Annotated in this window: 21 protein-coding genes and 3 pseudogenes; 21 read left to right on the plus strand and 3 right to left on the minus strand. The window is 33.7% G+C overall.

What is annotated here, in order from left to right:
• Nucleotides 1–5: 5 nt before the first annotated feature.
• The 8 genes and pseudogenes from H1A07_RS02155 to H1A07_RS02190 all read left to right on the plus strand — a co-directional run bounded on the left by H1A07_RS02155 (nt 6) and on the right by H1A07_RS02190 (nt 6,448).
• A pseudogene (locus H1A07_RS02155) lies at nt 6–455 on the plus strand (bis(5'-nucleosyl)-tetraphosphatase).
• A gap of 118 nt (nt 456–573) precedes the next feature.
• Nucleotides 574–873: a type II toxin-antitoxin system RelB/DinJ family antitoxin gene (locus H1A07_RS02160; RefSeq protein ID WP_210145224.1), complete on the plus strand. Its 300-nt coding sequence runs from the start codon at nt 574–576 to the stop codon at nt 871–873.
• On the plus strand, nt 873–1,007 hold the full coding sequence (locus tag H1A07_RS10375) for a hypothetical protein (protein ID WP_014567150.1): 135 nt from the start codon (nt 873–875) through the stop codon (nt 1,005–1,007). The genes H1A07_RS02160 and H1A07_RS10375 overlap by 1 nt, the downstream gene beginning before the upstream one ends.
• Nucleotides 1,008–1,281: 274 nt before the next feature.
• The gene (locus H1A07_RS02170; RefSeq protein WP_210145225.1) at nt 1,282–2,469 is read left to right on the plus strand and encodes a CoA transferase; all 1,188 of its coding nucleotides are present in this window, start codon (nt 1,282–1,284) and stop codon (nt 2,467–2,469) included.
• A 138-nt stretch (nt 2,470–2,607) separates the two neighbouring features.
• Nucleotides 2,608–3,429 carry a helix-turn-helix domain-containing protein gene (locus H1A07_RS02175; protein WP_210145226.1) on the plus strand — a complete coding sequence of 274 codons (822 nt, stop codon included), beginning with the start codon at nt 2,608–2,610 and terminating at the stop codon, nt 3,427–3,429.
• A gap of 206 nt (nt 3,430–3,635) precedes the next feature.
• Complete coding sequence (locus tag H1A07_RS02180) at nt 3,636–4,889, plus strand: MFS transporter (protein WP_210145227.1); 1,254 nt, start codon at nt 3,636–3,638, stop codon at nt 4,887–4,889.
• 185 nt (nt 4,890–5,074) lie between these two features.
• Nucleotides 5,075–5,797 carry a helix-turn-helix domain-containing protein gene (locus tag H1A07_RS02185; RefSeq protein ID WP_244974154.1) on the plus strand — a complete coding sequence of 241 codons (723 nt, stop codon included), beginning with the start codon at nt 5,075–5,077 and terminating at the stop codon, nt 5,795–5,797.
• 186 nt (nt 5,798–5,983) lie between these two features.
• Complete coding sequence (locus H1A07_RS02190; RefSeq protein WP_210145228.1) at nt 5,984–6,448, plus strand: hypothetical protein; 465 nt, start codon at nt 5,984–5,986, stop codon at nt 6,446–6,448.
• 135 nt (nt 6,449–6,583) lie between these two features.
• On the opposite strand, the pseudogene H1A07_RS02195 reads toward H1A07_RS02190, so the two are convergent.
• A pseudogene (locus H1A07_RS02195) lies at nt 6,584–7,072 on the minus strand (ABC transporter C-terminal domain-containing protein); the annotation flags it as partial.
• 314 nt (nt 7,073–7,386) lie between these two features.
• On the opposite strand from H1A07_RS02195, the gene H1A07_RS02200 reads away from it, so the two are divergent.
• Both H1A07_RS02200 and H1A07_RS02205 read left to right on the plus strand, forming a co-directional pair.
• Entirely contained in the window at nt 7,387–8,205 is an 819-nt protein-coding gene (locus H1A07_RS02200) for a helix-turn-helix domain-containing protein (RefSeq protein WP_210145229.1), read from the plus strand.
• 117 nt (nt 8,206–8,322) lie between these two features.
• Nucleotides 8,323–8,787 (plus strand): annotated as a pseudogene (locus H1A07_RS02205) (hypothetical protein).
• A gap of 93 nt (nt 8,788–8,880) precedes the next feature.
• Here the strand turns inward: H1A07_RS02205 and H1A07_RS02210 are convergent.
• The gene (locus tag H1A07_RS02210) at nt 8,881–10,173 is read right to left on the minus strand and encodes an extracellular solute-binding protein (RefSeq protein WP_210145230.1); all 1,293 of its coding nucleotides are present in this window, start codon (nt 10,171–10,173) and stop codon (nt 8,881–8,883) included.
• Nucleotides 10,174–10,283: 110 nt separating this feature from the next.
• Nucleotides 10,284–12,215, minus strand: a complete 1,932-nt coding sequence (locus tag H1A07_RS02215; protein ID WP_210145231.1) for an ABC-F family ATP-binding cassette domain-containing protein — start codon at nt 12,213–12,215, stop codon at nt 10,284–10,286.
• A gap of 167 nt (nt 12,216–12,382) precedes the next feature.
• Between H1A07_RS02215 and H1A07_RS02220 the strand changes: the two genes are divergently transcribed.
• The 11 genes from H1A07_RS02220 (at nt 12,383) to mutL (ending at nt 26,441) form a co-directional block, all read left to right on the plus strand.
• A complete protein-coding gene (locus H1A07_RS02220) occupies nt 12,383–13,027 on the plus strand; it encodes a redox-sensing transcriptional repressor Rex (RefSeq protein WP_003647732.1) in 645 nt (214 codons plus the stop codon).
• Between the two features lie 132 nt (nt 13,028–13,159).
• Nucleotides 13,160–13,726, plus strand: coding sequence for an LOG family protein (locus tag H1A07_RS02225; protein WP_094503759.1), 567 nt, complete (start codon nt 13,160–13,162; stop codon nt 13,724–13,726).
• 176 nt (nt 13,727–13,902) lie between these two features.
• A complete protein-coding gene (locus H1A07_RS02230) occupies nt 13,903–14,361 on the plus strand; it encodes a LytTR family DNA-binding domain-containing protein (protein WP_094517482.1) in 459 nt (152 codons plus the stop codon).
• Nucleotides 14,358–15,116 carry a LiaF transmembrane domain-containing protein gene (locus tag H1A07_RS02235; RefSeq protein WP_210145232.1) on the plus strand — a complete coding sequence of 253 codons (759 nt, stop codon included), beginning with the start codon at nt 14,358–14,360 and terminating at the stop codon, nt 15,114–15,116. The genes H1A07_RS02230 and H1A07_RS02235 overlap by 4 nt, the downstream gene beginning before the upstream one ends.
• Before the next feature lie 216 nt (nt 15,117–15,332).
• Nucleotides 15,333–15,617 carry a co-chaperone GroES gene (gene groES, locus H1A07_RS02240; RefSeq protein WP_003647727.1) on the plus strand — a complete coding sequence of 95 codons (285 nt, stop codon included), beginning with the start codon at nt 15,333–15,335 and terminating at the stop codon, nt 15,615–15,617.
• A 30-nt stretch (nt 15,618–15,647) separates the two neighbouring features.
• Nucleotides 15,648–17,279 carry a chaperonin GroEL gene (groL, locus tag H1A07_RS02245; protein WP_057718332.1) on the plus strand — a complete coding sequence of 544 codons (1,632 nt, stop codon included), beginning with the start codon at nt 15,648–15,650 and terminating at the stop codon, nt 17,277–17,279.
• A 148-nt stretch (nt 17,280–17,427) separates the two neighbouring features.
• Nucleotides 17,428–18,261 (plus strand): helix-turn-helix domain-containing protein, encoded by an 834-nt coding sequence (locus H1A07_RS02250; RefSeq protein ID WP_210145233.1) that lies wholly within the window; start codon nt 17,428–17,430, stop codon nt 18,259–18,261.
• 75 nt (nt 18,262–18,336) lie between these two features.
• Complete coding sequence (locus tag H1A07_RS02255) at nt 18,337–19,386, plus strand: IS30 family transposase (RefSeq protein ID WP_023599436.1); 1,050 nt, start codon at nt 18,337–18,339, stop codon at nt 19,384–19,386.
• Nucleotides 19,387–20,064: 678 nt separating this feature from the next.
• Complete coding sequence (locus H1A07_RS02260; protein WP_210145234.1) at nt 20,065–21,828, plus strand: ABC transporter ATP-binding protein; 1,764 nt, start codon at nt 20,065–20,067, stop codon at nt 21,826–21,828.
• Nucleotides 21,829–21,969: 141 nt separating this feature from the next.
• Nucleotides 21,970–24,546, plus strand: coding sequence for a DNA mismatch repair protein MutS (gene mutS / locus H1A07_RS02265; RefSeq protein ID WP_210145235.1), 2,577 nt, complete (start codon nt 21,970–21,972; stop codon nt 24,544–24,546).
• Between the two features lie 5 nt (nt 24,547–24,551).
• Complete coding sequence (gene mutL, locus H1A07_RS02270; protein WP_210145236.1) at nt 24,552–26,441, plus strand: DNA mismatch repair endonuclease MutL; 1,890 nt, start codon at nt 24,552–24,554, stop codon at nt 26,439–26,441.
• Nucleotides 26,442–26,443 lie beyond the last annotated feature (2 nt).

Below are 26,443 nucleotides of genomic sequence, written 5' to 3' on the forward strand. Positions count from 1 at the left end.
ACATCATGAAACATGAACATTCAGCAGGCGCGATTATCTGGCGCAAGAAAAATAATGAAATCCAATATTTATTAATTCAAAGTCAGCCTTATAAGTAATTTAAGAGTGCATGGGCTTTTTCAAAAGGACATCTTGAAGCAGGAGAAACAGCACAAGAAGCTGCAAAACGAGAAATTTTTGAAGAAGTAGGATTAAAGCCTGAATTTAATTTTGATTTTAATGAAAGTTATTCATATCAAGTTACTTCAGAAATTGAAAAGACCGTAACTTTATTTTTAGCAAAATACAATCATGATCAGAAAATAAAACGGCAAGAAAGTGAAATTAGGCAGACTGCTTGGCTAAACTATGAAGATGCGTAGAAAAGAATTAGAGAGCAAAACTTTAAGGAATTTAGTTTTGAAGATTTATCCTTTAGTCTGGAGAAGGCTAATGATTATTTGAATGGATATTGATTCTGAGAATAATCAGTGTGATGAGATTCTCTATAATTTAAGCAAGATTATATCTAGTTAAAATTAAATACAATGTATATAAATTGTAGTATAATTTTAGAAAAAGGGAGTGATTAATATGGCACATACATATAGTTATCGTGCAGATTCTAAAGATCATGATGAAGTTAAAAGAATTTTAGATAATCTCGGTTTAGACATGTCTACTAGTATTAAAATGTATTTTAAACAAATTATTAGACATAATGGGATTCCCTTTTCAGTAACCAATTCTAATACGCCTACAGACGATACTAAGAAAGCTCTTTTACTGGCAGAAGCTAAAGATATGGGCTTAATTGAAGACGATACTCCAGCCTTTAAAGATACTAATAAATTGATTAGTTATATGAAAAAACGTGCAAAGGAATTAGAGTAATGTATGAAATAAAGGCCGAAGATACTTTTATTCAGGATGTAAATCGTTGGAGTAAGAAAGTTCCTGAGTTATGGGATGAAATTCAAGCAATAACTTCATATATGCAAGAAACTGGAGAAATACCGGAAGAATAGGATCCACATCTTTTAACTAATGAGGAATTGAATTATGTAGGATATTTTGAATTTCATTTATTTGGAGGGGAAACTTGATTTGCTTGTTATTCATACAAAAAACAAAAATAAAAAAGTCTTTCGATTGGTTAGACTAGGGTCTCATAATGAATTATTTCATTCTGATTTACGATAATTAAAATTAAAGTCGTCGATATCAAACGGCTTTTTATTTTGCTCATTTTTATCTAAAATAAGACTTGAATACAATTAAAATAAGAAAGCGTATATAAAAATGTCAGAACCAAATTATGCCAAGTTAGAAGCAAATAATCCTCATTTAGATAAAGATAAGCCATATCCACTAGCAGGAATCTTAGTTGTGGACTTCACCCATGTCTTGTCAGGTCCAACTTGTACAAGAATGCTTGCCGACGCAGGTGCACGAGTAATTCATATTGAAAGAAAAACAGGGGATGATACCCGCCACATGGGACCATACATTGCAGATGGTTCAAGTGAATACTTTAGAATCTGTAATGCAGGTAAAGAATCAATTGCTTTAGATTTGAAAGATCCAAAAGATCATGCTTTAGTCGAAAACATGATTGCTAAGGCTGATATAGTTGTAGAAAACTTCCGTCCAGGTGTAATGACACGCCTAGGATTTGATCCAGAAGAAATGGTTAAAAAGTATCCAAAGCTAATATTTGCTTCTATTTCTGGTTTTGGTCAATACGGACCATGGTCTAAACAGGCGGCTTACGATACCATTGTTCAGGCAGTATCTGGATTAATGGATGCTACAGGTGAACCAAACAGCAAGCCAACACGTGTTGGAACTTCAGTTTCTGATGTTGTTGCAGGAATCATGGGTTATAGCGCGATTACCACTGCCTTAGTGGCAAGAGAACGCACTGGAAAAGGAACTACAATAGATGTTTCAATGCTTGATTCTACTTTTTCATTAATGGTGCAGGACTTAATGCTAGCTCTTGGGCCGCATGAAGTGCCACACAGGATTGGCAATCGTCATCCTGACATGTATCCATTCGATACTTTTGATTGCCAAGATCAGCCAATTGCCATTTGTTGTGGAAATGATCATTTATGGGGATTATTATCTAATGCATTAGGCCATGAAGAATGGACTAATCAAGCAGATTTTAAGACAAATGATTTGCGTGAGAAAAACTGGCAAAAAGTTAAAAATGCAATGCAAGATGTACTTAAAACTAAGACTGCTGCTGAGTGGGATAAGATCTTACATGAAGCAGGTGTGCCAGCTGGCTTAGTTTTGAATGTGGATAAGACTAGACGCCTTGATCAAATTATTGAGCGCGGGATGGTTAAAACGCTACCCGATGGCAATGAAGTTCTAGGCTCACCACTCAAGTATGGAACTTGGAATTCTTATGGATTGCAAAAAGATGCACCGAAGTTGGACGAACAAGGTGAGCAGATTCGTAAGGAATTTAAATAAAAATAAACATGAAAAAAGATCAAGATTTTCTATTTTTTGAGAATCTTGATCTTTTACTTTGTGGGAAAATATTTATATATAATGATTTAAAATTTTTTTGCGATAAAATTGATTAAATTTTTAGAGATGAGGATCAAAATGACTATTGGAGAAGCATTAAAAAGAGAAAGAGAAAGTTTAGGATTGACTCAAGAAGAAATGACGAAGAATGTTATTCAAAAGAGTCATTATTCTAAAATAGAGCGCAATATTGAAGGAATTTCAGCAGATAGTTTGTTTAAAATTCTGTTTGCACATCATATTGATGTTGATGAATTTTTAGAAAGTATAAAAGATACATATACTTCTAAAGAAGATGTTACAGCCGGCTTATTAGAAAAAAGGATGATGAATGCTTTTAATACTTCAAATACTGAAGCAGTCAAGAAATGTTTAGCAGAAATTCTTGAATTGGATGAAAATCTTATTTTTAAATATCGTGCGCTCATCGCTGTTGCTACCTTTGACGGGAATTTGGATCAATTAAGCGAAAATACAAGAAAAAATATAGTTAAAAAATTCAACGATTTTAACAACTGGGTGGAGAATATCGATTCATTACGTTTGTTAGCTAATTGTATGTCTGTATTTACTCAAGCGCAATTAGATAATAATATAGATTATTTATTAAATTATTATAGAAAAAAAGATGATCATCCAGAAATAAAAATAGAAAGAGTAGCAATTATTTGCAATAACTATTTATATTATTGTTATTATTCTGATGTTAATGGAGATAATATAAAAAAGTGTTTAGATTATTTAAAGAATTTACCTAAGAATATCCATTTTCTTTTTTATCATATTAGCTGTAATTTTTATACTAACTTATTTAACGGAAATAAAAAAGAGGCAATAGATATAAAGGAATCACTATGTAAATGGGGATATGAAGACAGAGTTAAAAGTTGGAAAGTGTAATTTAAGTTTCGCATAGCAAAACTTAAATACGAAATTGAAAAATATGTGTAATACTAATATCAAATAATTAAGAAAGGAGAAAAACATGATCTGGGAAGTACCCATTATTATAAATTAGTGGTAGATTTCCATTTTTACCAAGGGAAGAAAACTGGAAAGAAAGCTTTCAACACGAACTTGAAATAGAAGATCCTTAGGATAAAGCTATGACAAAACAAACAAAAAAGAAAGATGTTTATAATTTATTATTTGGTAGAATATCTACCAATATTGCTGATAGTTTATTTTATATGGCTATACTATGGCACTTTAAAGAAGTATCGCGTTCGCCTTTTATCGTATCAATAATTTTTGCAGTAGCATCAGGAATTGATATGATTTCATTTGGATTTGGACCACTAATCGATCGAATTTCCATCAAAAAACTTCTAGAAAGTTCAACTTTTCTTCAAGCTGCTATTAGTGTTATTACATTTTTAATTCTATACTTACGTATTGATAATTTAATCATCAGTATCATTTTAATAACTTTATATATTGCCTCAACTATTCTTTCAGCCATAATTTATCCAGCAGAATATAAATTGTTGCCTTTATTTGTGTCAGAAAAAGAGTTACTTCGTTTCAACGGCATTTTTCAATTAACATATAGGGTTTTAGATTTGCTATTAGATGCTGGAGTAACAGTAATTATAACTTTAACGTCTATTCCGATTACTGTAGTTTTATCTGCTATAGTATTCGCAATTGCACTTAAGTTCTATGGAAGTCTGAAAATAAATTTAGCTGCAAAAGAATTTTTAGAAGAGGACGAATACTTTACTGGTTCTTATCGTAAAGATATGGCATTAGGCTGGAAAACTTTACGTAAAGAGAAAAATATATTGGAATTAATTTTGCCAATTGCCTTTACTAATTTCTTTTATGGTATCTTTTCGGTGGGATTACCTTATTTTGCTCAAAGCTATATTCGTAATTCAGCTTTAGGATATGGAACGCTGTTATTTACTTCCTCTTTAGGAAGTATTGGGGGTACGTTATTAGTTCAACGTTTTAAAATCGGAAAAAAAGATATGCAAATTTTTATTGCAATTTGTTTCTTAGGAGCAGGAATTTTTAGAGTATTAGTTCCCATTTCTATTTATCTTAACATTTGGGTATTATTAGTTGCATCCGCAATTTCTTCAATGTGGATTACCATGATGAATACCAATTTTGAGGCCTTAGTTCAAACTAGCTTTTCCTCATCAATTTTAGGCAGAGTCGAAACTATAAACGATAGTATTCTGTCAGCCATGATTCCGATTGGTACATTAGTTGGTGGATGGATTATTAAAGTTAGTGGTTCATTAATGACTCAATATATTTATGGAGCAGCATTATTATTAAGTGCGGCTTACTACTTCTTAATTTTAAAGGACAAAAAACAAAAAAATGTTTCTGACAATGAAGTAGAATAAAAATAAACATGAAAAAGATCAAGATTTTCTATTTTTTGAGAATCTTGATCTTTTTTCGTGTGGTGTGAAGATTTTTTTAACATTAAATCTTTATTTCTAGTGTATTCTACTATATTCTAAACTTTACTATTGTTATATAATTAATAAAAAATTAACAAATAATAAAAATGCTAGGAGATGAAACTATGACCATTGGAGAGGCACTATATGAAGAGCGAAAAAAATTAGGATTAACGCAAGAAAATATGGTGAGGGGAGTTATTAATAAAGGACATTATTCTAAGATTGAACGAGGATTAGAGAATATTTCAATTGATACATTGTTTAGAATTATTTTGAAACATCATATTGATATTAGTGACTTTTTCAATAAAGTGAAAGACAATTATTATACTTTTGAAGATAAAAAGGCTGAAGAATTAAAGCAAAAGATAATGTACGCTTTTAATAATAATCAAAGGGAAGAATTAAGAATATACTTAAATGAAATTTTGGATTTAAAAGAGCATCAGATTTTTAAATATCGAACAGTAATTGCTATTGCATCTTTAGAAAATAATTTGTCTGACTTAAGTCCATCTCTTAAAAATAAGATAATTACTAAATTTTACGAACGCGAAAATTGGTTTGAAAATATTGGAGCATTACAGTTATTTTCTGACTGTATGAAAATATTTACTTTGGAACAGTTAGATTATTTTCTTGAGCAACTGTTAAAGCATTATCAAAAACATACTTATTCTGAAAATATGCAAGAAAGAATAGCTATTATTTGCAATAATTATCTCTGCTATTGTTATAAGCAAAAAATAGGTGGAAGTAATATACAAAATGCATTGAGTTATTTGAAAAAACTGGAATCTACTGGTCATTTTCTGCTCTATAAAATATGTTATGATCTTATTTGAAGGCAATATAGAAAAAGCAGATCAAATAAAGAAATTGCTGATTAATTGTGGATATCAAGACTGTATTGAACGATGGCAAATTTAGTTGTGTCTGACGCAACTAATTAAGTAAATATGAAAAATAGTGTGATAATTGTGAGTAACAAATTATAAGTAGGTTATGTTTACCTAGAAAGGAGGACAAAGATGAAAAATAAGAAATTAGTTTTGACTGCTTTAGTAGCTTTATTATTTTTAGTAGGCGGTGGAGTATGGTTTTATCATAATCAGACAACTGTCCCTAAAGGCTGGGTTAATCAAAGCTTAATGACTTTGGAAAAATCAGATAATAAACTAAGTAATTCTTTTTATTTGATGTTTGACAAAAATACGGCTTATTTAGCTACACGCTTAGGGGGTAATGAAGAAAGTAAACCTTCAAAATTAAGTAAAGATATTTTGAATGCTTTTTCATTGAAAGAAAATGAACGTCCACAAGCAGGTCAGTGGGTAAAATTAGGCCGAGTTAAAACCGAAAAGTTAAAAAATGGTTACAAGTTTAAAACGCGTAAAATAAGTTTTATTTTGAAAAAGACTTCTAAAGGTGCCTATCAAAGTCAAGATGGTACTTATTGGCAATTTGTTCCGGAAGGAGTGACAGAAAGCAAATAATCAAAATGGATATAAGTGATATTAATATTAATCAATATAAAAAATATGCCTAGTTAGATTAACAAAATCTAATTAGGCATATTTTTATTTATAAGTATTGGAGAAAGTGAGTATAGTTAATCTCGATCTTTTACTTTATTCAAATTCATCAAGGGCTTCTAAGGCATTTTCCCAGTCAGTGTTTGCTTGATCTAATTGCTCTTGAACAGCAGATAATTTTTCTTGCAATGGTCCAAGCTTTTCAAATGAAGCGGCAATATCTGGATTTGCCATTTCAGTTTGGATTTCTTGTTCTTCTGCTTCTAATTTTTCAATCTTAGCCTCGGCATCGCTAACTGCACGTTCTAGTTTTCTCTTTTGAGAATCGCGTGCCTTTTGTTCTTGATAGGAAAGTTTACCTTTATTTTGATTAGCACTAGTAGCACTTTCAGTTTGTTCAGCTTTTGCTTCTTGAACAGCCGCAGCTTGTTTAGCTTTTTCATCTAAGTAGTAGGAATAATTACCATTGTAAATCTTAGCGTGACCATCACGAACTGAAATAATCTTATTAGCTAACTCATTAATAAAGTAACGGTCATGAGAAACAAAAAGCAAGGTTCCATCGTAATTATCTAGTGCTTCTTCTGAATGGTTAAATTATCACGCTGCTCAAGAAAGAATTAGAAAAGGAGTTTAGATCTGAAGACTTGTCAGCAATTTTGTATAAGGCTAATGATTATTTGGTGAGTCGTGAGGGATAGAAGGAAACATACTTTTGAAAAAATTAGACAGAAACTTAGGATTAGTTTTAAACCAGAGATATAGAGGAATTAACAACCAAAAGTAACTAATTAACACGAGTCAAATTAATCATCTAGATAAAGAATTCAGTTTTCTGAATTCTTTTTTTGTTATAAAATTAATAAAAAATAAATAAAAGCAAATAAGGAGATGAGATTATGAAAATTGGACAGGCGTTAAAAGAAGAACGTCAAAAATTAGGCTTAACTCAGAAACAGATGATAAAGGGCATTATTAACAAGGGTCATTATTCAAAAATAGAGCGTGGATTAGAAAGTATTTCAATTGATACTTTATTTAGAATTATTTTGAAACACCATATTGATATCAGTGATTTTTTTAATAAAGTTAAGTATGATTACTATACGTCTGAAGATAAAAAAGCTGAAGAATTGAAGCAAAAGATGTTGCATGCTTTTAATAACAATCAAAGGGAAAAAATAGGAATTTATTTAAATGAAATCCTAGATTTAAAAGAGCATCAACTTTTTAAATATCGAACAATAATTGCTATTGCTTCTTTAGAAAATAGCTTATCTGACTTAAGTCTAGCCTTTAAAAATAAAATAGTTACTAGATTTTCAGAACATGAAAATTGGGTGGAAAATATCGGTGCATTACAATTATTTTCTGATTGTATGAAGATATTTTCTTTAGAGCAAGTAGACTATTTTCTTGGTCAATTATTAAAACATTATCAAAAGAATTCTTGTTCTGAGAGTATGAGGGAAAGAGTAGCAATTATTTGTAATAATTATCTTTGTTATTGCTATAAGCAGAAATTAAACGGAGATAATATTGAAGCTGCATTAGATTATTTAGCGAGCTTAGAAACGACTACTCATTTTTTGCTTTATCGAATTTGTCATGAGTTATATTTTAATTTATTTAGTGGGAATACAGAAAAAGCAACTCAAATAAAAAAATTGCTGATGAAATGTGGATATAAAGATTGTATGGAATATTGGCAAATTTAGTTGTGTATAGCACAACATAATGAATAAAAACTGAAAAAGCTGTGATAATTATAAACAACAAATGATAAATATAAATTTATTATTTGTGTAAATATTTCTAGATAGGAAAAGTGAGCTATGAAAAATAAAAAACTATTTGTGGCTACTTTTGTAGCATTATTGCTTTTCGTTGGTGGAGGAGCATGGTTTTATCATAATCAGACCACGGTTCCTGAGGAATGGGTTGGTCAAAGTCTAATGACTTTAGAAAAAGAAGATAACCGGTTAAGTAATTCTTTTTATTTAATGTTTGATAAAAATACTGCTTATATTGCCACACGCTTAGGTGGCAATGAAGAGAGCAAGCCATCAAAATTAAGTAAAGATATTTTAAATGCCTTTTCGAAGAATGGAAATACTCGACCACAAGCTGGTGAATGAGTGAAATTAGGACGGGTTAAAACTGAGCGATTGAAAGATGGCTATAAAATTAAAACAAGGAAAGTAACCTTTGATTTAAAAAAGGCTTCTAATGGAGCATACCAAAGTCAAGATGGTACTTACTGGCAATTAGTTCCTAAAGGGGTGGAAAATAAACAATAAAAATGGACATTAGCGATATTAATATTAACCGTATACAAAAATATGCCTGATTAGACCAAGATAGATCTAATTAGGCATATTTTTTATGTTTAATTATTGTTTCCAGCTAGCATCAAATTTTTGCTTGGCAGTCTGAATAGCTGGATTAATATTTTTCTTCTTTTTAGCATCAGCTAAGATTGCTTGCATACTTGCTTGAACTTGGTCATAAGCAGGTGTGGCATTCTTAGTTACTGGTAAGAAGTACAAGTCTTTAGTAGTCTCAGCCAAGATTGCTGGTACTTTACTTGTATTAAGTGACTTGTAAGCTTGTGAGTTTAGGACTTGCGTATTAACTGGCATATAGCCGGTAGTTTTAGTCCAGTAGAATTGTTCTTTCTTACTGGTCAAGAATTTTAGATACTTGAAGGCAGCTGACTTTTGTCTAGCGCTAGCCTGGTTAAACATATAAATATCAGTTCCTTGTTGCGCATTAACCTTGCTTGGACGAGGGGCAATGCCAAATTGATATTCTTTCTTCAAGCCTTGTTTTAGATATGCTTCATTAGCAGTTGAACCGATAAACATTGCTACCTTACCAGAATTAAATGGGGTAGACATATATTTTTCAGTACCAGCTTGCATGAAGTAGCCCTTACGAACCCCATCAGCGTAGTAGTCAATTACTTCTTTTGAATCTTTACCAGAAAAGTTAATCTTCTTAGTAAAGTTGATGCCTTTTTCCTTCATCCCCAACATATAGTAATTGTTTAAAGCATCAAAACCAGCCCCAGTTACTTGATGGTCACTCTTTTGATAGATCTTTTCAGAAGCAGACTTAAGCTCGCCCATTGTTTGCGGAACTTTGAGATTATATTGATCTAGTAAAGTCTTATTATAGAAAAGTACTTCAACTGACTTATTGAATGGGACTCCGTATTGAGTATTGTTAATTTTTGCGCCGTTCCAAAGTGCTTGCTTAATATTACTTTTAGCATAGGGACCCCAGCCAAGGTCATCATTTTTAACATAAGGAGTGAGGTCAACTAGCATTTTTTGCTTAGCGGCATTATACAACCATCCTGGATAAGCCTGGGTGATAGTCGGCAAATTATCAGGTGATTGCATTGTTGAGGAAAGCTTAGACTGAAGATCCGCATAATTACCGCCTTGGCTTTCAAGCTTGATCTTGATTTTTGGATTTCCTTTTTCAAAGTCCGCAGTCATCTTCTTGAGGGCTTTTTCAGAAGAACCGGTTAATGAATACCAAAAAGTTACCGTAGTATTCTTGGTAATCTTAGTCGGAATTTTGCTACTAGACTCCTTAGTTTGAGTCTTAGAGCATCCAACTGCTAAAAGTGCCGTTCCAATTGCGGCAAGAGTTAACATCTTTTTTCTAAATTTCATTTTTCTTCTCCCGTCAATTCATTTTGACAGGTACTATTTTAACATGAATTTAAAATTAGCCGAAAATTTTTAAAATAATAAAAAACCATCCCTCATCGGATGGTCAAAAATTATTCAAATTCATCTAATGCTTCTAAGGCATTTTCCCAGTCATTATTTGCTTGCTCTAGTTGTTCCTGAACAGCAGATAATTTTTCTTGAAGCGGACCGAGTTTTTCAAATGAAGCCGCAATATCAGGGTTGGCCATCTCAGTTTGAATTTCTTGCTCTTCTGTTTCCAGCTTTTCAATTCTAGCTTCTGCATCACTAACAGCGCGTTCTAACTTACGTTTTTGAGAATCGCGTGCCTTTTGTTCTTGGTAAGATAGTTTACCTTTATTTTGACTAGCCGATGAAGTAGTTTCAGTTTCTGCTTTTTGTGCTTCCGCTTCTTGAGCAGCTGCAGCTTGCTTAGCCTTTTCATCTAAATAGTAAGAATAATTACCATTATAGATCTTAGCATGACCGTTGCGAACAGAAATAATCTTGTTAGCTAATTCATTAATGAAGTAACGATCGTGAGAAACAAAGAGCAGGGTACCGTCGTAATTATCTAAAGCTTCTTCAAGCACTTCTTTAGCTTCAATATCTAAGTGGTTGGTAGGTTCGTCCATTAATAAGAAATTGTCTTTTTCAAGAGACAAAACAGTTAGAGTAAGTCGAGCCTTTTGACCACCAGATAATTGACCAACTGTCTTATCAATGTCTTCGGCAGTGAATAAGAAAGAAGCCAAAATAGAGCGGACATCTTTTTCAGGCATTGTCTTGTGACGGTCCCAAATCGTATCAAGAACAGTCTTTGAAGGATCTAAGCTTTGGAGCTCCTGATCATAATAACCAATATCTAAGCTTGCGCCATATTTAATTGAGCCATCTTTTGGTTCAAGTTTTTTCATAATGGTCTTGAGCAAGGTAGACTTACCAATTCCGTTAGGGCCGATAATAGCAACGCGGTCATTTTTGTTGACTTGGAAGTCGATATCAGAAACCATTACTTTATCAGGATAGCCGATAGTCAGATCCTTAGCGATCAGTACTTCTTTTCCAGAAGGACGTTCGCTAGTGAAGTTAATACGAACTTTTTGTTTATGCTTAGGTGGCTTAATTCGCTCCATCTTGTCTAAAACCTTACGTCTACTTTGAGCACGTTTAGTAGTTGAAGCACGAACTAAGTTCTTTTGGATGAATTCTTCTTCTTTTTTGATCTTTTCTTGTTGCTTTTCATAAGCAGCTTCTTGCTGGCTATCCATCAATTCGCGTTCTTTAACGTATTGGCTGTAATTACCCTTGAAAGTAGTCAGCTTGCCAAAGTTTAATTCAAAAATTTGATTAGCTAAGTGATCTAAGAAGTACTGGTCGTGAGAAACAGTAATAATTGCGCCTTGATAGTTTTTCAAGAATGCTTCTAACCAATCTAAAGTGTCTAAGTCAAGGTAGTTAGTAGGCTCGTCAAGTAATAATACTGGTGGCTTTTGCAAAAGCAATTTAACAAAAGCAAGTCTCGTCTTTTCACCGCCAGAAAGGGTGCCAATTACTTTATTCCAAGTATTTTCTTTGAAATTGAATCCGTTAAGAATACTTTTAATTTCAGCTTGGTAGGTAAAGCCGCCTTCTTGTTCAAAGTCGTAGGCTAATTGATCATAACGCTTGAGCAATTCTTCATCTTCGGGATGGTCGGCAATTTGCTCCTGCATTTTGGTGATCTTTTTATTTTTTTCAATTAAATCATTAAAAACAGTAAGCATTTCATCCCAGATTGTTTTTTCTTCATCGAGACCATTTTCCTGGGCGATGTAGCCGACTTTCAATCCCTTATTAATAGTAAATTGACCACTAGTTGGTTCTTGTTGACCAGTCATGATCTTTAATAAGGTAGTTTTCCCAGCTCCATTAGGTCCGACAAGACCGATTCTGGCATTGTCAGGAACTGAGAAAGAAATGTTACTGAAGATAGTATTGCCTCCAAAACGTTGTTCGAGGCCTTGAGCTTGTGCAATAATCATAATTATTTTTCTCCTAGTGCTTATTTTAACATAGTGAATCTTTTAAATTTTATGAAAATATGACCTTTGTGAAAATTGTTTCTTGATTTATCCTTAAAGAATGCCTATTATTAGTTTGATTAGTAAATATTTCACATTCGTATTTTATAAAAGAAAGAGGCCTCTTAATGGATGAAATTAAGATTCCTAAGGCTACTGCCAGACGCTTGCCGCTGTATTATCGCTATTTGATCTTTTTAAATGATGAAGGAAAAGAAAAGGTTTCTTCAACTGAACTTGCTGAAGCAGTTCAAGTTGACAGTGCTTCGATTCGTCGTGATTTTTCTTACTTTGGTGCTTTGGGTAAGCGTGGCTATGGCTATGATGTTAAGAACTTGCTTAATTTCTTTAAAAAGATTTTGAACCAAGATACTTTAACTAACGTTGCCTTAGTTGGTGTTGGTAATATGGGACATGCGCTTTTGAATTATAACTTCAAGCGTACTAATAATATCAGAATTAGCGCTGCTTTTGACATTAATCCTGAAATTACTGGAACAATTATGTCAGGTGTGCCAGTTTATGATATGAGTGAAATGAAGAAACAGCTTCGTGAACAACAAATTACGATTGCGATCCTTTGTGTACCACAAACAGCAGCACAAAAGACTGCCAATGAAATGTTTGATGCCGGAATTAAAGGAATTATGAACTTTACGCCGCTTCGTTTATCTGCTCCATCTAGCGTAAGAGTTCAGAATGTGGATTTAGCAACTGAACTTCAAACTTTGATTTATTTTTTAGACTCTGATAAAGATAAGAACAAAAAATAATCTACTATATTATAGTAGTTTTGCACAAGTTCATGTAGGCTTGTGCATTTTTTATGCACTTTTATTTGTAATCAGAGAGAAAATAATTTTAAGATAAATGCGCATAGAATTTTTAGAAATAAGGTAGATAAAATGATTAAAAAGATTGCAGTCTATTGTGGAGCGCGAACAGGCAACCGATCAGAGTATGCTAAGACAGCTTATGAATTTGGTAAGAAAATGGCAGAACATCAGATCGAATTAGTCTATGGCGGAGGTAAATATGGTTTAATGCGGGCAGTTGCAGACGGTGTTTTAGAAAATGGCGGCATTGTCCATGGCATTATTACTGAAGAATTAAAAGACCGCGGAGCAGCTTATGAGAAAGTACAAGATTTTCGCGTAGTTGAAAATATGAATAAAAGAAAAGACGTCATGATGGAGTTAGCTGATGGGATGGTGGCTCTTCCGGGCAGTATTGGTACTTTGGAAGAGATCAGTCAAGCTATTTCTTGGACAGCAATTGGTGATAATGCTAAGCCGGTGGCTTTCTATAATTATGATGGTTTCTATGATAATTTAGATAAATTACTCAAGCGGATGAATAAAGACGACTTTTTAGAAGATATTTATTTAGATGCAATTTATTTTGAAACTGATTTTGATAAAATTTTGCAGTTTATGAAAGAATACCAGGCTCCAGCTTATCGAGAATATTAATTTATTAAGCTAAAAATTAAAAGAAGTATGAACTAATTTTTCCCCCACATCTTTAGTTTCATGCTTTTTTTGACCGCTTGGAACTTTAAATTAACCGCTTAGTCAATTTCACTAGATTTTAATCTTATATCCATGTTTAATATAAATATCAAGAACGAAACAAGGAAGTGAGAATTGTGAAAGTTAAGCTTGAGCTTGATCCAGATCAGCAAGAGACAGAAATAACGATCCATGCTAAAAGTTTAACGCCTGAGGTAGAAAGAATTTATCATCAACTTCAAACTGATTCAGAACATCCTGATCAAATTGAAGGGATGATGGACAATACTTCCTATTATTTAAGTATTAACGATATTCTCTTTTTTGAAACAGACGCTAGGCAGGTAATGGCGCATACGACTAGGAATGCATATTTTGTTAAGTATAAATTATACGAACTAGAAAACTTATTAAATGGGCAGTTCATGCGAGTATCGAAATCGACGATATTAAATTTAGATCAGATTTATGCTGTTACTAAATCGATCTCTAATTGTCAGATTAAGTTTCATGATTCATATAAAACTGTCTATGTTTCAAGAAGATATTACCGAGATTTAAATGAGAGATTAAAAGAGAGAAGGGCATTATCATGAGAAAGGCCAGTTTTGGAAGAGTTCTTTGGGGGCTAGGTTTACTTGCGGCAGCTGCATTTTTAGTTTTAGATCAGCTCCACTTGATGCCACTAGAATTAGGTTTTTGGGCAATTTTTTGGACAATTGTATTTGGAGCAACTTTGATTACATCATTAGTTAATAAAAGTTTAGGAGGCAGTATTTTTTCAATTGCATTCCTATTAATTATTTATGCAAAACCTCTTCACATTGAGCGTATAGTTCCTTGGACAGTACTTTTAGCAGCATTTTTAATCTGGGGAGGTTTGAGATTAATTTTCAAGAAAAGCTGGAGACCGACTGTGATTATTAATGGTGAAAAAGTTAATGCTAATTGGTCAGACTTGAAGGCTCCACATAAATTTAAGGCTGAGCACGTATTCTCTGATACATCTAGTTCAGACAATGGTGACAATATCGTAATTAGTGAAAAGATGTCTTCTACTTCGCGTTACGTTCATTCGCAACACTTAGAAACGGTGACTGTGAATGTTTCAATGGGAGATGTTAATGTATATCTTGATTCAGCTAAGCCTGCTGGGGATGAAGTAGTTGCTAATATCAATATGTCGATGGGAGATATAAATATTTATATTCCAACTTCTTGGCGAGTTGATAATCAACTTGAACATAAATTTGGTGATTTTACTATTGAGGGTGATCAACCAGCAGAAGGGCCAACATTAGTACTTCAAGGTCGTGCTAACATGGGAGATCTTACTATTAAGAGAGTTTAGAACTAGAACAAGACAATCCATATTGAAATTTTAAATAAATATCCAAGTAAATTAGCACTTTTTAGCACTCTAGGTAAAAAGGTGCTAATTTTTGTGTCTAAATACTTGCTTTTCTTTTATAAACAATGTACTATCGTAATTGTAAGTTAGCACTTATGATATATGAGTGCTAAGTAATATAATTATAGATTTAAATTATGTACAGGAGGGACTAACGTGTTACAACCAATCGGTGATCGCGTGATCGTTAAAGTAAAAGACGAAGAAGAAGAAAAAGTTGGAGGCATTGTCCTGGCTTCTAACGCTAAAGAAAAGCCTCAAATGGGCGAAATTATTGCCGTAGGAAATGGTAAGCGCAACGCAAATGGCGACTTAATTCCTATGTCAGTTGCAAAAGGTGAAACTGTATTTTTTGATAAATACTCTGGCACTAACTTGAAGTACGAAGGCGAAAAGTACTTAGTTCTTCGTGAAAGCGACTTATTAGCTGTCGTTAAGTAATAAAATTTGAAATAAAAGGTGGCATATAATATGGCTAAAGAGATTAAATTTTCTGAAAATGCAAGACACTCATTATTAAAAGGTGTTGATAAATTAGCAGACACTGTTAAGACAACTTTAGGACCTAAAGGTAGAAATGTTGTTTTGGAAAAGAGCTATGGTGCTCCTGACATTACTAACGATGGTGTTACTATCGCTAAGAGTATTGAATTAGAAAACCATTTTGAAAACATGGGTGCAAAGCTTGTTTCTGAAGCTGCACAAAAGACTAACGACATTGCTGGTGACGGTACTACTACTGCTACTGTTTTAACTCAAGCAATCGTTCGTGAAGGTATGAAGAATGTTACTGCTGGTGCAAACCCTGTTGGTATTCGTCGCGGTATTGAAACTGCTACTAAGGCAGCTGTTGACGAATTACACAAGATTAGCCACAAGGTAAGTACTAAGGACGAAATTGCTCAAGTTGCTTCTGTTTCTTCAGCTTCAACTGAAGTTGGTAACTTAATCGCTGATGCAATGGAAAAAGTTGGTCACGATGGTGTTATTACTATCGAAGAATCAAAGGGTATTGATACTGAACTTTCAGTAGTTGAAGGTATGCAATTCGATCGTGGTTACTTATCACAATACATGGTAACTGACAACGACAAGATGGAAGCAGACTTAGACAACCCTTACATTTTGATTACTGACAAGAAGATTTCTAACATTCAAGATATCTTGCCATTATTACAAGAAATCGTTCAACAAGGTAAGAGCTTATTAATCATTGCTGATGATGTTGATGGTGAAGCTCTTCCAACTCTTGTTTTGAACAAGATCCGTGGTACTTTCAACGTTGTTGCTGTTAAGGCTCCTGGCTTTGGTGACCGTCGTAAGGCAATGCTTGAAGATATCGCTATCTTAACTGGTGGTACTGTAATTTCTTCAGACTTAGGTCTTGAATTAAAGGACACTAAGATTGATCAATTAGGTAAGGCTGGCAAGGTTACTGTAACCAAGGATTCAACTACTATTGTTGAAGGTGCTGGTTCTAAGGAAGCTATTGCAGAACGTGTAGATCAAATCAAGAAGCAAATTGCTGACACTACTTCAGACTTTGACCGTGAAAAGTTACAAGAACGTCTTGCTAAACTTGCTGGTGGTGTTGCTGTCATCAAGGTTGGTGCTGCTACTGAAACTGAATTAAAGGAAAGAAAGTACAGAATCGAAGACGCTTTGAACGCAACCCGTGCCGCTGTTGAAGAAGGTTACGTTGCTGGTGGTGGTACTGCATTAGTTGATGTTATGAAGTCCATCCAAGGCACTGTTAAGGGGGACAGCGAAGACGCAGAAACTGGTGTTAAGATTGTTATGAAAGCTTTAGGCGCTCCTGTACGTCAAATTGCTGAAAACGCTGGTAAAGATGGTGCTGTTATCTTAGATCACTTAGAACATGAAGACCCAGAAGTTGGCTACAATGCTGCAACTAACAAATGGGAAAACATGGTTAAGGCTGGTATCATCGACCCAACTAAGGTAACTCGTTCAGCACTTCAAAATGCTGCTTCAATTGCTGCCTTGTTATTAACTACTGAAGCTGTTGTTGCTGACACTCCAGAAGATGACAAGAACCAAGCTCCTGTAGCTCCAAACCCAGGTATGGGTATGGGAATGTAATTTAGAAACTAATTACGTTTACTAATTTAATAGATTGATAAAACACTCCATGATTTTTAATGATCATGGAGTGTTTTTATATAGTAGAGTATAATATCTTAATAAAAAATTAAACTGTAATTTTTCATTAAGAAAGAAGATGACAGGGATGACCATTGGCGAAGCTTTAAAAGAAACTAGAAAAAATCTAGAATTATCTCAAACTGAGATGGCGTATCCTATTCTGACAAAATCATATTATTCTAAAATTGAACGAGGAATTCATGAGATTAATGCCAGTGATTTAATTAAGATTTTAGAGATGCATGACATCGATATTAGTGAATTTCTGACAAAATGCGGGGTTAAAGAAAATAGGATTGACAAAGAATATTGGGGAGAGCAGTTAAGCCAGGCATATTATGATCAAGACTTGAATAAGGTTAAAGAATTAGAATTAGAAATACCAAATATTAAAACAGATAACTATACTAAAGATCTTTTAAAATCGATGATTATTCTGAATAAGGCAAATTTAAAGGGAAGTATAGATACCTTACCTAATGAAATAAAAAAACATGTTAAATCTCTAATTTTCAAAGCAGAAAATTGGAATAAAGAAAATCTTAGTTTATTCTCAATCAGTCTTCCTTTATGGTCAGATCAAGAAATGAAACCAATAGTAACATCTCTTTTGAAAAAATATATTAATATTGAAAACTTTCCACGAGAGATGCAAATTTTAGTTTCTTCAATAATGGTTAATTATCTGTCCCTATTGATTCGATCATCATCACAAAATTTAGACTTAGTAGAAGATATATTCATTTTATTAGACAATTTACCAGTAAAACCATTAAATTGCTTTGGAAAAATAATGAAAAATTTTTATCGAGCATATTTTCAAGGCGATGAGAAAAAAATACAGGATATCCTAGACTTTTTTACTAACAATAATATGAATAAAATTTCCGCTGATTGTAAAATTAAATTGAACACTTGATAAAAAATAAAAAGTCCATTCGGACCTGTTTGATAGAATGTTAATAACCACAAAAACTTTCTATTGGAGGTCAAAATGGACTCTTTACATTCTACCATGAATCAGCACATTAAAGGCAAGCATTTATCATTCGAGGAAAGAGTTATTATTCAATTGCGTTTGAAAGATGGCTATTCTTTGCGTGCCATCGCCCGTGAATTAAACTGTTCTCCTTCTACTATCAGCTATGAGGTTAAGCGTGGTACTGTAGAACTGTATCATGGCAAAGTCAAAAGATATAAGGCTACTCAAGGGCATGATGCATATCAAGCTCATCGTAAAAATTGTGGGCGCAAATCAGACTTTCTCAGGAAAACTCAATTCATGCGCTATGTCCACAAGCATTTTTTTAAAGATGGCTGGTCGCTTGATGTGTGCAGTAATCGTGCTACTGCTGTTGGCGCATTTAGCAGCAGAGATGTTGTCTGTACTAAGACTCTTTACAATTATGTCGACCAAGGTCTATTAGATATACATAATTACGACTTGCCAGAGAAGCTTAAACGCAATACTAAGCTTCATCGTATTCGCAAAAATAAGAAAAAACTTGGCAGAAGCATTGAAGAACGTCCTAAAGAGATCAATAAACGTAATGAATTCGGTCATTGGGAATGCGATTTAGTTCTCGGACATAAGAGCAAAGATGATGAGGTACTGCTAACCTTATCTGAGCGTATGAGTCGTGAGTTTTTAATTCTTCGTATTCCTGACAAGACTTCTGTCAGTGTCATGCAGGCCTTTAAAGAACTCCAAAGGCAATACAGCGAACATTGGAATGATATTTTTAAAACCATTACCACTGATAATGGCTCAGAGTTTGCAGATCTTTCCAACCTAGAAAAAGTATCCAATACACTGGTTTACTATGCCCATCCTTACACTTCTTGTGATAAGGGAACAGTTGAAAGACACAATGGTCTTATTCGCAGATTCATTCCTAAGGGAGAAGCAATAGCTAACTATTCTTTACAAGACATCATTAATATTGAAACCTGGTGCAATTCTTTGCCAAGAAAGATACTGGCCTATCATACACCAGATGAAATCTTTGAAAGAGAATTAGATCTAATCTATCAAGCAGCTTAACTAAAAGTGTTCAATTTATTATTGCAATTTGCGTGAATAAAATTTCTGAAATTTTAAGGGTGTCAATTTAGACACTTTTTATTTTGCACTAAAAATGTGAGTAAAATGATAAATATAAAAAATAATTGCCTGTAAATATAATCATTTTCATAATCAGATTTATATGGATTTGAATTGGAACATGACATATAGTTTTCATATTTTACAATAATGGAATGAGTTACGTATGAATAACCAATTTCAATTTTATCTTATAATACTATCAATAACCGTGAGTTTTATTCTCTATTATATTATTCGACCAAGAATTCCAATTTTATACGAAGCGTTAGTATGTACTTATATAACTCTATTTTGTCTGTATTTGGTAATACAAGGAGAATACATCTTATTAATCGGTGTAGTTATTTTTACTGTATTGTCTATTTACTATTGGAAAAAATATTATACTAAAAAAAGTAACTAATTCTTCAAATAAGAAATTTTGGATTGATTAACTATTTTTAATGAAATACCCATTTTATATAGTATAATTTAACAAAATATTTAAATAAGGAGGATCGAATTATGCCGACAGTAGTATTAAATGCTCATCAAAATTTACAAGACAATAAATAATAGATGAGCGGAGAATAGTTACAATTCATTTTGTTGAATCCGTTCATCAAGGAGGACAAAATGAAACACATTAAAAAATTAAACCAATACTTCAACGAATTAACTAGAACTTATCGTCTGTTCTTCAAATCGGCCCCTTTAGTTGCCACGTGTGTCTTATTACTTGCGCCACTTCAAGCTGTAATTCCTCTACTTGCTGTGGCAGCAGGGCAAAAGGTAATTGATCAAGTTACTAATCATTCACCTTTTATGGAAATGATCATTGTATGGATTGTAGCTACTGCGTTTCAACAATTTTTACCATCCCTTTCGACGATGGTTCAAGGAGTTCTAACAGATAAGTTAACAGGCTTCATCAATATTAGCTTGATGAAAAAATCTGAAGATTTGCAATCAATAAGTATTTTTGATGACAGCAAATATTTTGACGATTTACAAATGCTCAGAGATGATGCAAGCTGGCGTCCAGTTAATTTAATTGTTTTTGGTGTATCAGTTTTGCAATCGTTTCTAACGCTAGCTTTTATGCTAATCTATCTAGCACGATACAATTGGTGGCTGGCATTGCTCTTGTTAATTGTAATGGTGCCACAGAGTATTTCTTATTACCGTATTCAGCAGCAATCATTTGAAACAATGGTTGAAAGAAGCAAGAATGCTAGATATTTACACTACTACAGTGGACTATTGCTTGATCGCAGGGATGCTAAAGAAGTTAGACTTTTTAATATGTTTCCAAAGATCATCGAAAAATATATAAGCTTATTTGAACAAACTAAAAAAGATGTTAATCAAATTCGTAGAAAGCAACTTGCGACTAGTTCACTGTTTGTTGTATTAACTGTCGGAGTGTTTGGCTATGGTTTTTATTGGTTTACTAATTCAGTAAGAACAGGTGCATTAGAAGTTGGCGTCTTATTGATGTTTGTTTCAGTAATTGGCTATATTTCTACCAGTATGGCTCGAGTAGTAGAAGACAGTAGTTTGTTATACGATTCATTATTATGGATTGAAAAATACTTTAATTTTCTTGAGTATCAAGATAATTTTGAAAATGGCACGCAAGATTTCCCCGATGATTTCGAGAATCTTAACGTTAAGAATTTATCCTTCACTTATCCATTCTCTGATACTGAGGTTTTGCACAATGTTAGTTTCTCAGTTAAAAGTGGAGAAAAGATTGCAGTTGTTGGAGAAAATGGGTCGGGAAAGTCTACTTTGGTAAAATTATTAATGCGTTTTTATGATCCGACTAATGGAAAAATTTCTGTTGATAACTATGATTTAAAAGACATTAATATCTTTGACTTACACAAAAATTTATCAGCTACTTTTCAAGACTTTTCTCGCTTTAAATTAACTCTTAAAGAAAACGTGATTACTGGATATTCATTCAATAAAGATAGGGTAAATAATGTTCTTAAAGCAGCTGGATTGGGTGATTTATTAGTTAATGATCATCTTAATCTGAATACGATGCTGGCTAAGGATTTCGAAAATGGAACTGATTTGTCAGGTGGTCAATGGCAAAAAGTAGCTTTGGCACGAGACTTATATGCTGATGGTAAGATTGAATTTTTAGATGAACCAACGGCAGCCTTAGATGCAAAAAGTGAATCAGAAATTTATCAACGCTTTTTGAAAGAAAATGATAAAAAGACAATTTTCTTTGTTACTCACCGCTTGTCAGCAGTTAGATTTGCTGATAAAGTATTATTTTTAGATAGTGAAAAAATTAGCGGGTTTGATACGCATACTAATTTGTTGCATACTAATCCAAAATATAAAGAAATGTACGACTTACAGAAAGATGCATATCTGTAAGATTAAATTTTGAAATAAGTAATTAAATTCTTCATGCAAGCAGCATGGAGAATTTTTTGCATTTTAGCAGTTAAGATTTTTTATCAGTTTTTACGTTATAATAGAACATAGGTTTTTGGAAGAAAGGATATTTGGTAACGAATGGCAAAAAAAGATACGACACCAATGATGAAGCAATATTACGAAATTAAGGAACAATATCCCGATGCGTTTTTGTTTTATCGTGTGGGTGATTTCTATGAATTATTTGAAGATGATGCAATCAAAGGTGCACAAATTCTGGAATTAACCCTAACTCATCGTTCAAATAAAACTAAAAATCCAATTCCAATGGCAGGCGTGCCTCATTTAGCTGTGGATACTTATGTAAATACTTTGGTAGAAAAGGGTTATAAAGTTGCACTTTGCGAACAACTTGAAGATCCAAGAAAAGCTAAAGGAATGGTCAAGCGGGGAATTATTCAGTTAATTACGCCAGGTACTATGATGCAGGAACGGCCTGACCAAGCAAAAGATAGTAACTATTTAACTTCTGTTATTTCTACAAATTCTGGCTTTGGTTTAGCCTACAGTGACTTATCCACTGGGGGAACTTTTTCCACTCATCTAACTGACTTTGAAGGAGTAGCAAACGAGTTATTGTCGCTTCAGACAAGAGAAGTTGTATATAACGGACATTTAACAGAGGCAAACAAGGACTTTTTAAAAAAGGCTAACATTACTGTTTCTGAACCAGTTGAAGTAGAAGGTGAGCATGCAGAAATCTCTTATGTAGCGCAAAACTTAACTGATGACGCAGAAATTAAGGCAACTAAGCAATTAGTAGCCTACTTGCTCTCAACGCAAAAGCGCAGCTTAGCCCACTTACAGGTAGCTCAAAGCTATGAGCCGACGCAATATTTGCAAATGTCTCATACTGTGCAAACAAACTTAGAATTAATCAAATCAGCTAAGACCGCTAAGAAGATGGGGTCTTTATTCTGGCTCTTAGATAAGACTAGCACAGCTATGGGAGGTAGACTTCTTAAGGCTTGGATTGAACGTCCACTTTTATCAGTTTCTGAAATTACACGCCGGCAGGAAATGGTTCAAGCGCTACTTGATGACTATTTTACCCGTGAAAAAGTTATCGACAACTTAAAAGGTGTGTATGACTTAGAAAGATTAACAGGCCGAATTGCCTTTGGATCGGTTAATGCACGTGAAATGCTGCAATTAGCACATTCTTTAGCTGCGATTCCTAATATTTTGGATTCTTTACTTGAAACAGATAATCCACATCTACAAAATTTTGCTCAGCAAATTGATCCACTAAAGGGAATCCATGATTTAATTGTTAACACGATTGTGGATAATCCACCACTTTCAACTACAGAAGGTGGTCTGATTAGAGAGGGTGTTTCGGATCAATTAGATCGCTATCGTGATGCCATGAATAATGGTAAAAAATGGCTTTCCGAAATGGAAAGCCATGAACGTGAAGTGACGGGAATTAATAACTTAAAGGTTGGCTATAACAAGGTCTTTGGTTACTATATTGAAGTTACAAATTCAAATAAAGATAAGGTGCCAACTGATCGCTATACTAGAAAGCAAACATTAACTAATGCAGAACGTTATATCACGCCTGACTTAAAAGAACATGAATCATTGATTTTAGAAGCTGAAGCTAAGTCCACTGGTTTAGAGTACGACTTATTTGTAAAACTAAGGGAAGATGTTAAAAAGTATATTCCAGCCTTGCAGAAGTTAGCCAAGCAAATTGCAAGTTTAGACGTTTTAACTAACTTTGCGACTGTAAGTGAACAAAATAACTACGTGCGTCCTAGCTTTGCGACAGATAAACAAGAAATTAATGTGGTTAACGGTCGCCACCCTGTAGTTGAACAAGTCATGGCTGCTGGTAGTTATATTCCAAATGATATTAAGATGGATCAAGATACTGATATTTTCTTGATTACTGGTCCAAACATGTCCGGTAAGTCTACTTATATGCGTCAAATGGCATTGATCGCAATTATGGCGCAGATTGGTTGTTTTGTACCAGCAGATAGTGCGACTTTGCCGATTTTTGATCAAATTTTCACTCGTATTGGTGCGGCTGATGATTTAATTTCAGGTCAGAGTACTTTTATGGTAGAAATGAGTGAAGCAAACGATGCTTTGCAGCATGCAACTAAGCGTTCTTTAGTATTATTTGATGAAATTGGACGAGGTACAGCTACTTATGATGGAATGGCGTTAGCTGGCGCAATTGTGAAGTATCTGCATGATAAAGTTGGTGCTAAAACTCTCTTTGCGACTCACTACCATGAATTGACTGATCTTGATCAGACTTTAAAACATCTAAAGAACATTCATGTTGGCGCTACTGAAGAAAATGGAAAGTTAATTTTCTTACACAAGATTCTTCCAGGACCTGCTGATCAATCGTATGGTATTCATGTTGCTCAATTAGCAGGATTGCCACACAAGGTTTTGCGTGAAGCAACTACAATGCTTAAACGATTAGAAAAACAAGGTGCAGGAGAACTTCAACCAGCTAGTGAACAACTTGATTTATTTGTACCTGAAGAAAGTGAAGGTGCTCCAGCAATTTCAGATGATGAAAAAGATGTTTTAGATGATATTCAAAATGTATATCTTGCTGATAAGACTCCACTTCAAGTAATGGAACTGGTAGCGCAATGGCAGCAGGAATTGAAAGATAAGGACTGAGAATCATGAGTAAAATTCATGAACTTTCGCCTGAATTAACTAATCAGATTGCAGCTGGTGAAGTTATTGAAAGACCGGCAAGTGTTGTAAAAGAACTATGTGAAAATTCGCTTGACGCTGGTAGCACTAGAATTCGAATTGATTTTATAGACGCTGGCTTAAAGCAAGTTACAGTCCAAGATAATGGAAGCGGAATTGCTAAAGATCAAATTGATCTAGCTTTTACTCGTCATGCAACTAGTAAGATTGCGACTGAACGCGATTTATTCAATATTTCAACTCTTGGATTTCGCGGGGAAGCCTTAGCTTCAATTGCAGCTGTTTCCCATGTTGAAGTAGTAACAAGTAGCGATAACTTAGGAGGAGTCCGTGCAGTTTTTTCAGGTAGTGAAAAAAAACTACAAGAAGATGCTGCTTCTCCTAAAGGAACAAAAATTTCGGTTTCGGACCTTTTCTTTAATACTCCAGCTCGGCTTAAATATTTGAGGTCTGAGCGAACTGAAATTTTAAAAATTGTCGATATTGTTAACCGCCTTGCATTAGGTCATCCTGATGTTGCTTTTACCCTGACGAATAACGGAAAAATTTTGCTTAAAACTAACGGACGTAACGATCTTAGACAAGATATTGCTAATATCTATGGTCGTCAGCTTGCTGAAAAGATGGACATCTTAAAGAACAGTAGTCCAGACTTTAAAATTACGGGTTTAATTTCGGACCCAAATACTACTCGATCAAATCGTAATTTTATATCATTGCTATTAAATGGACGCTATATTAAAAATTATCGTTTAACCCAAGCAATTATTGCGGGTTATGGTAGCAAGTTAAGACCGCGTCGTTATCCGATTGCGGTAGTTAAGATTGAACTTGATCCCTTGTTAGTTGATGTAAATGTGCACCCAACTAAGCAAGAAGTGCGCTTATCAAAAGAACAAGAACTAGAACGCTTGTTAACAACGAGTATTTCAGAAGCGTTAGAAAAGACTCCACAAATTGAATCTGGTCTTGATAACTTATTGACACCAAAGAAGGCAACTAACATTGATCAATTGAAGTTTAATCTAAATCAAGATGTCGTAAACACCGCTCGACCGATTGAATTTACACCGCAGGTTGAAGCTGATGAAAGTAATGAAGTTCATGAAACAGCAGCTGAATTTGTTAGTCTTGATAAGGTAAGAAATGACGATAAGTATGTTATTACTGCGAGTTGGGACGAAAATGTAGCTAAACAAGTTCAACTTGATCCATTTGATGAGGAAAAAGAAGAGCAGAAGGACGAGAGCGTAATTTCATCAGGAGATGAGATTCTAGCAAATAGTTTGCCGCAATTAACTTATTTAGGAGCAACTAAATCATATCTAATTGCTCGTCATGATGAAGATCTATATCTGGTTGATCAAGTTACCGCTGAAAAGCGACTGGCGTATGACAAGATTTTGCAGGATTTAACTAGCGAAAATATTTCTCAACAAGGCCTGCTTAGTCCCTTAATTTTAGATTTTAGCAATGTAGACTATCTAAAATTGAAAGAAAGTTTAGAAAATTTAAAAGAGTTTGGTCTATTTTTAGAAGATTTTGGACAAAATAGTTTGATTTTAAGAACTTATCCGATTTGGCTTCAACCTAATATGGAAAAAAATGTTCGGATGATCTTAGATCTCTACTTAAATCAAGGCGCTAATGACTTGGTTAAGCTTAAAGCGCAAGTTGCTGGTGAAATATCCAGACACCAAAAAATAAGGCGTAGAACACTTAATCCAGCTGAAGCACAGGACTTATTGAAAAAGTTGAGTACAAGTAGTGATCCTTACCAAGACTTTGAAGGTAAAATTATTATTGTTCAATTAGGCGAAAATGACTTAAATAAAATGTTTAAAAAAGATGAGTAGGT

The sequence above is a fragment of the Lactobacillus taiwanensis genome, from assembly GCF_017894345.1.
Classification (GTDB): Bacteria; Bacillota; Bacilli; order Lactobacillales; family Lactobacillaceae; genus Lactobacillus; species Lactobacillus taiwanensis.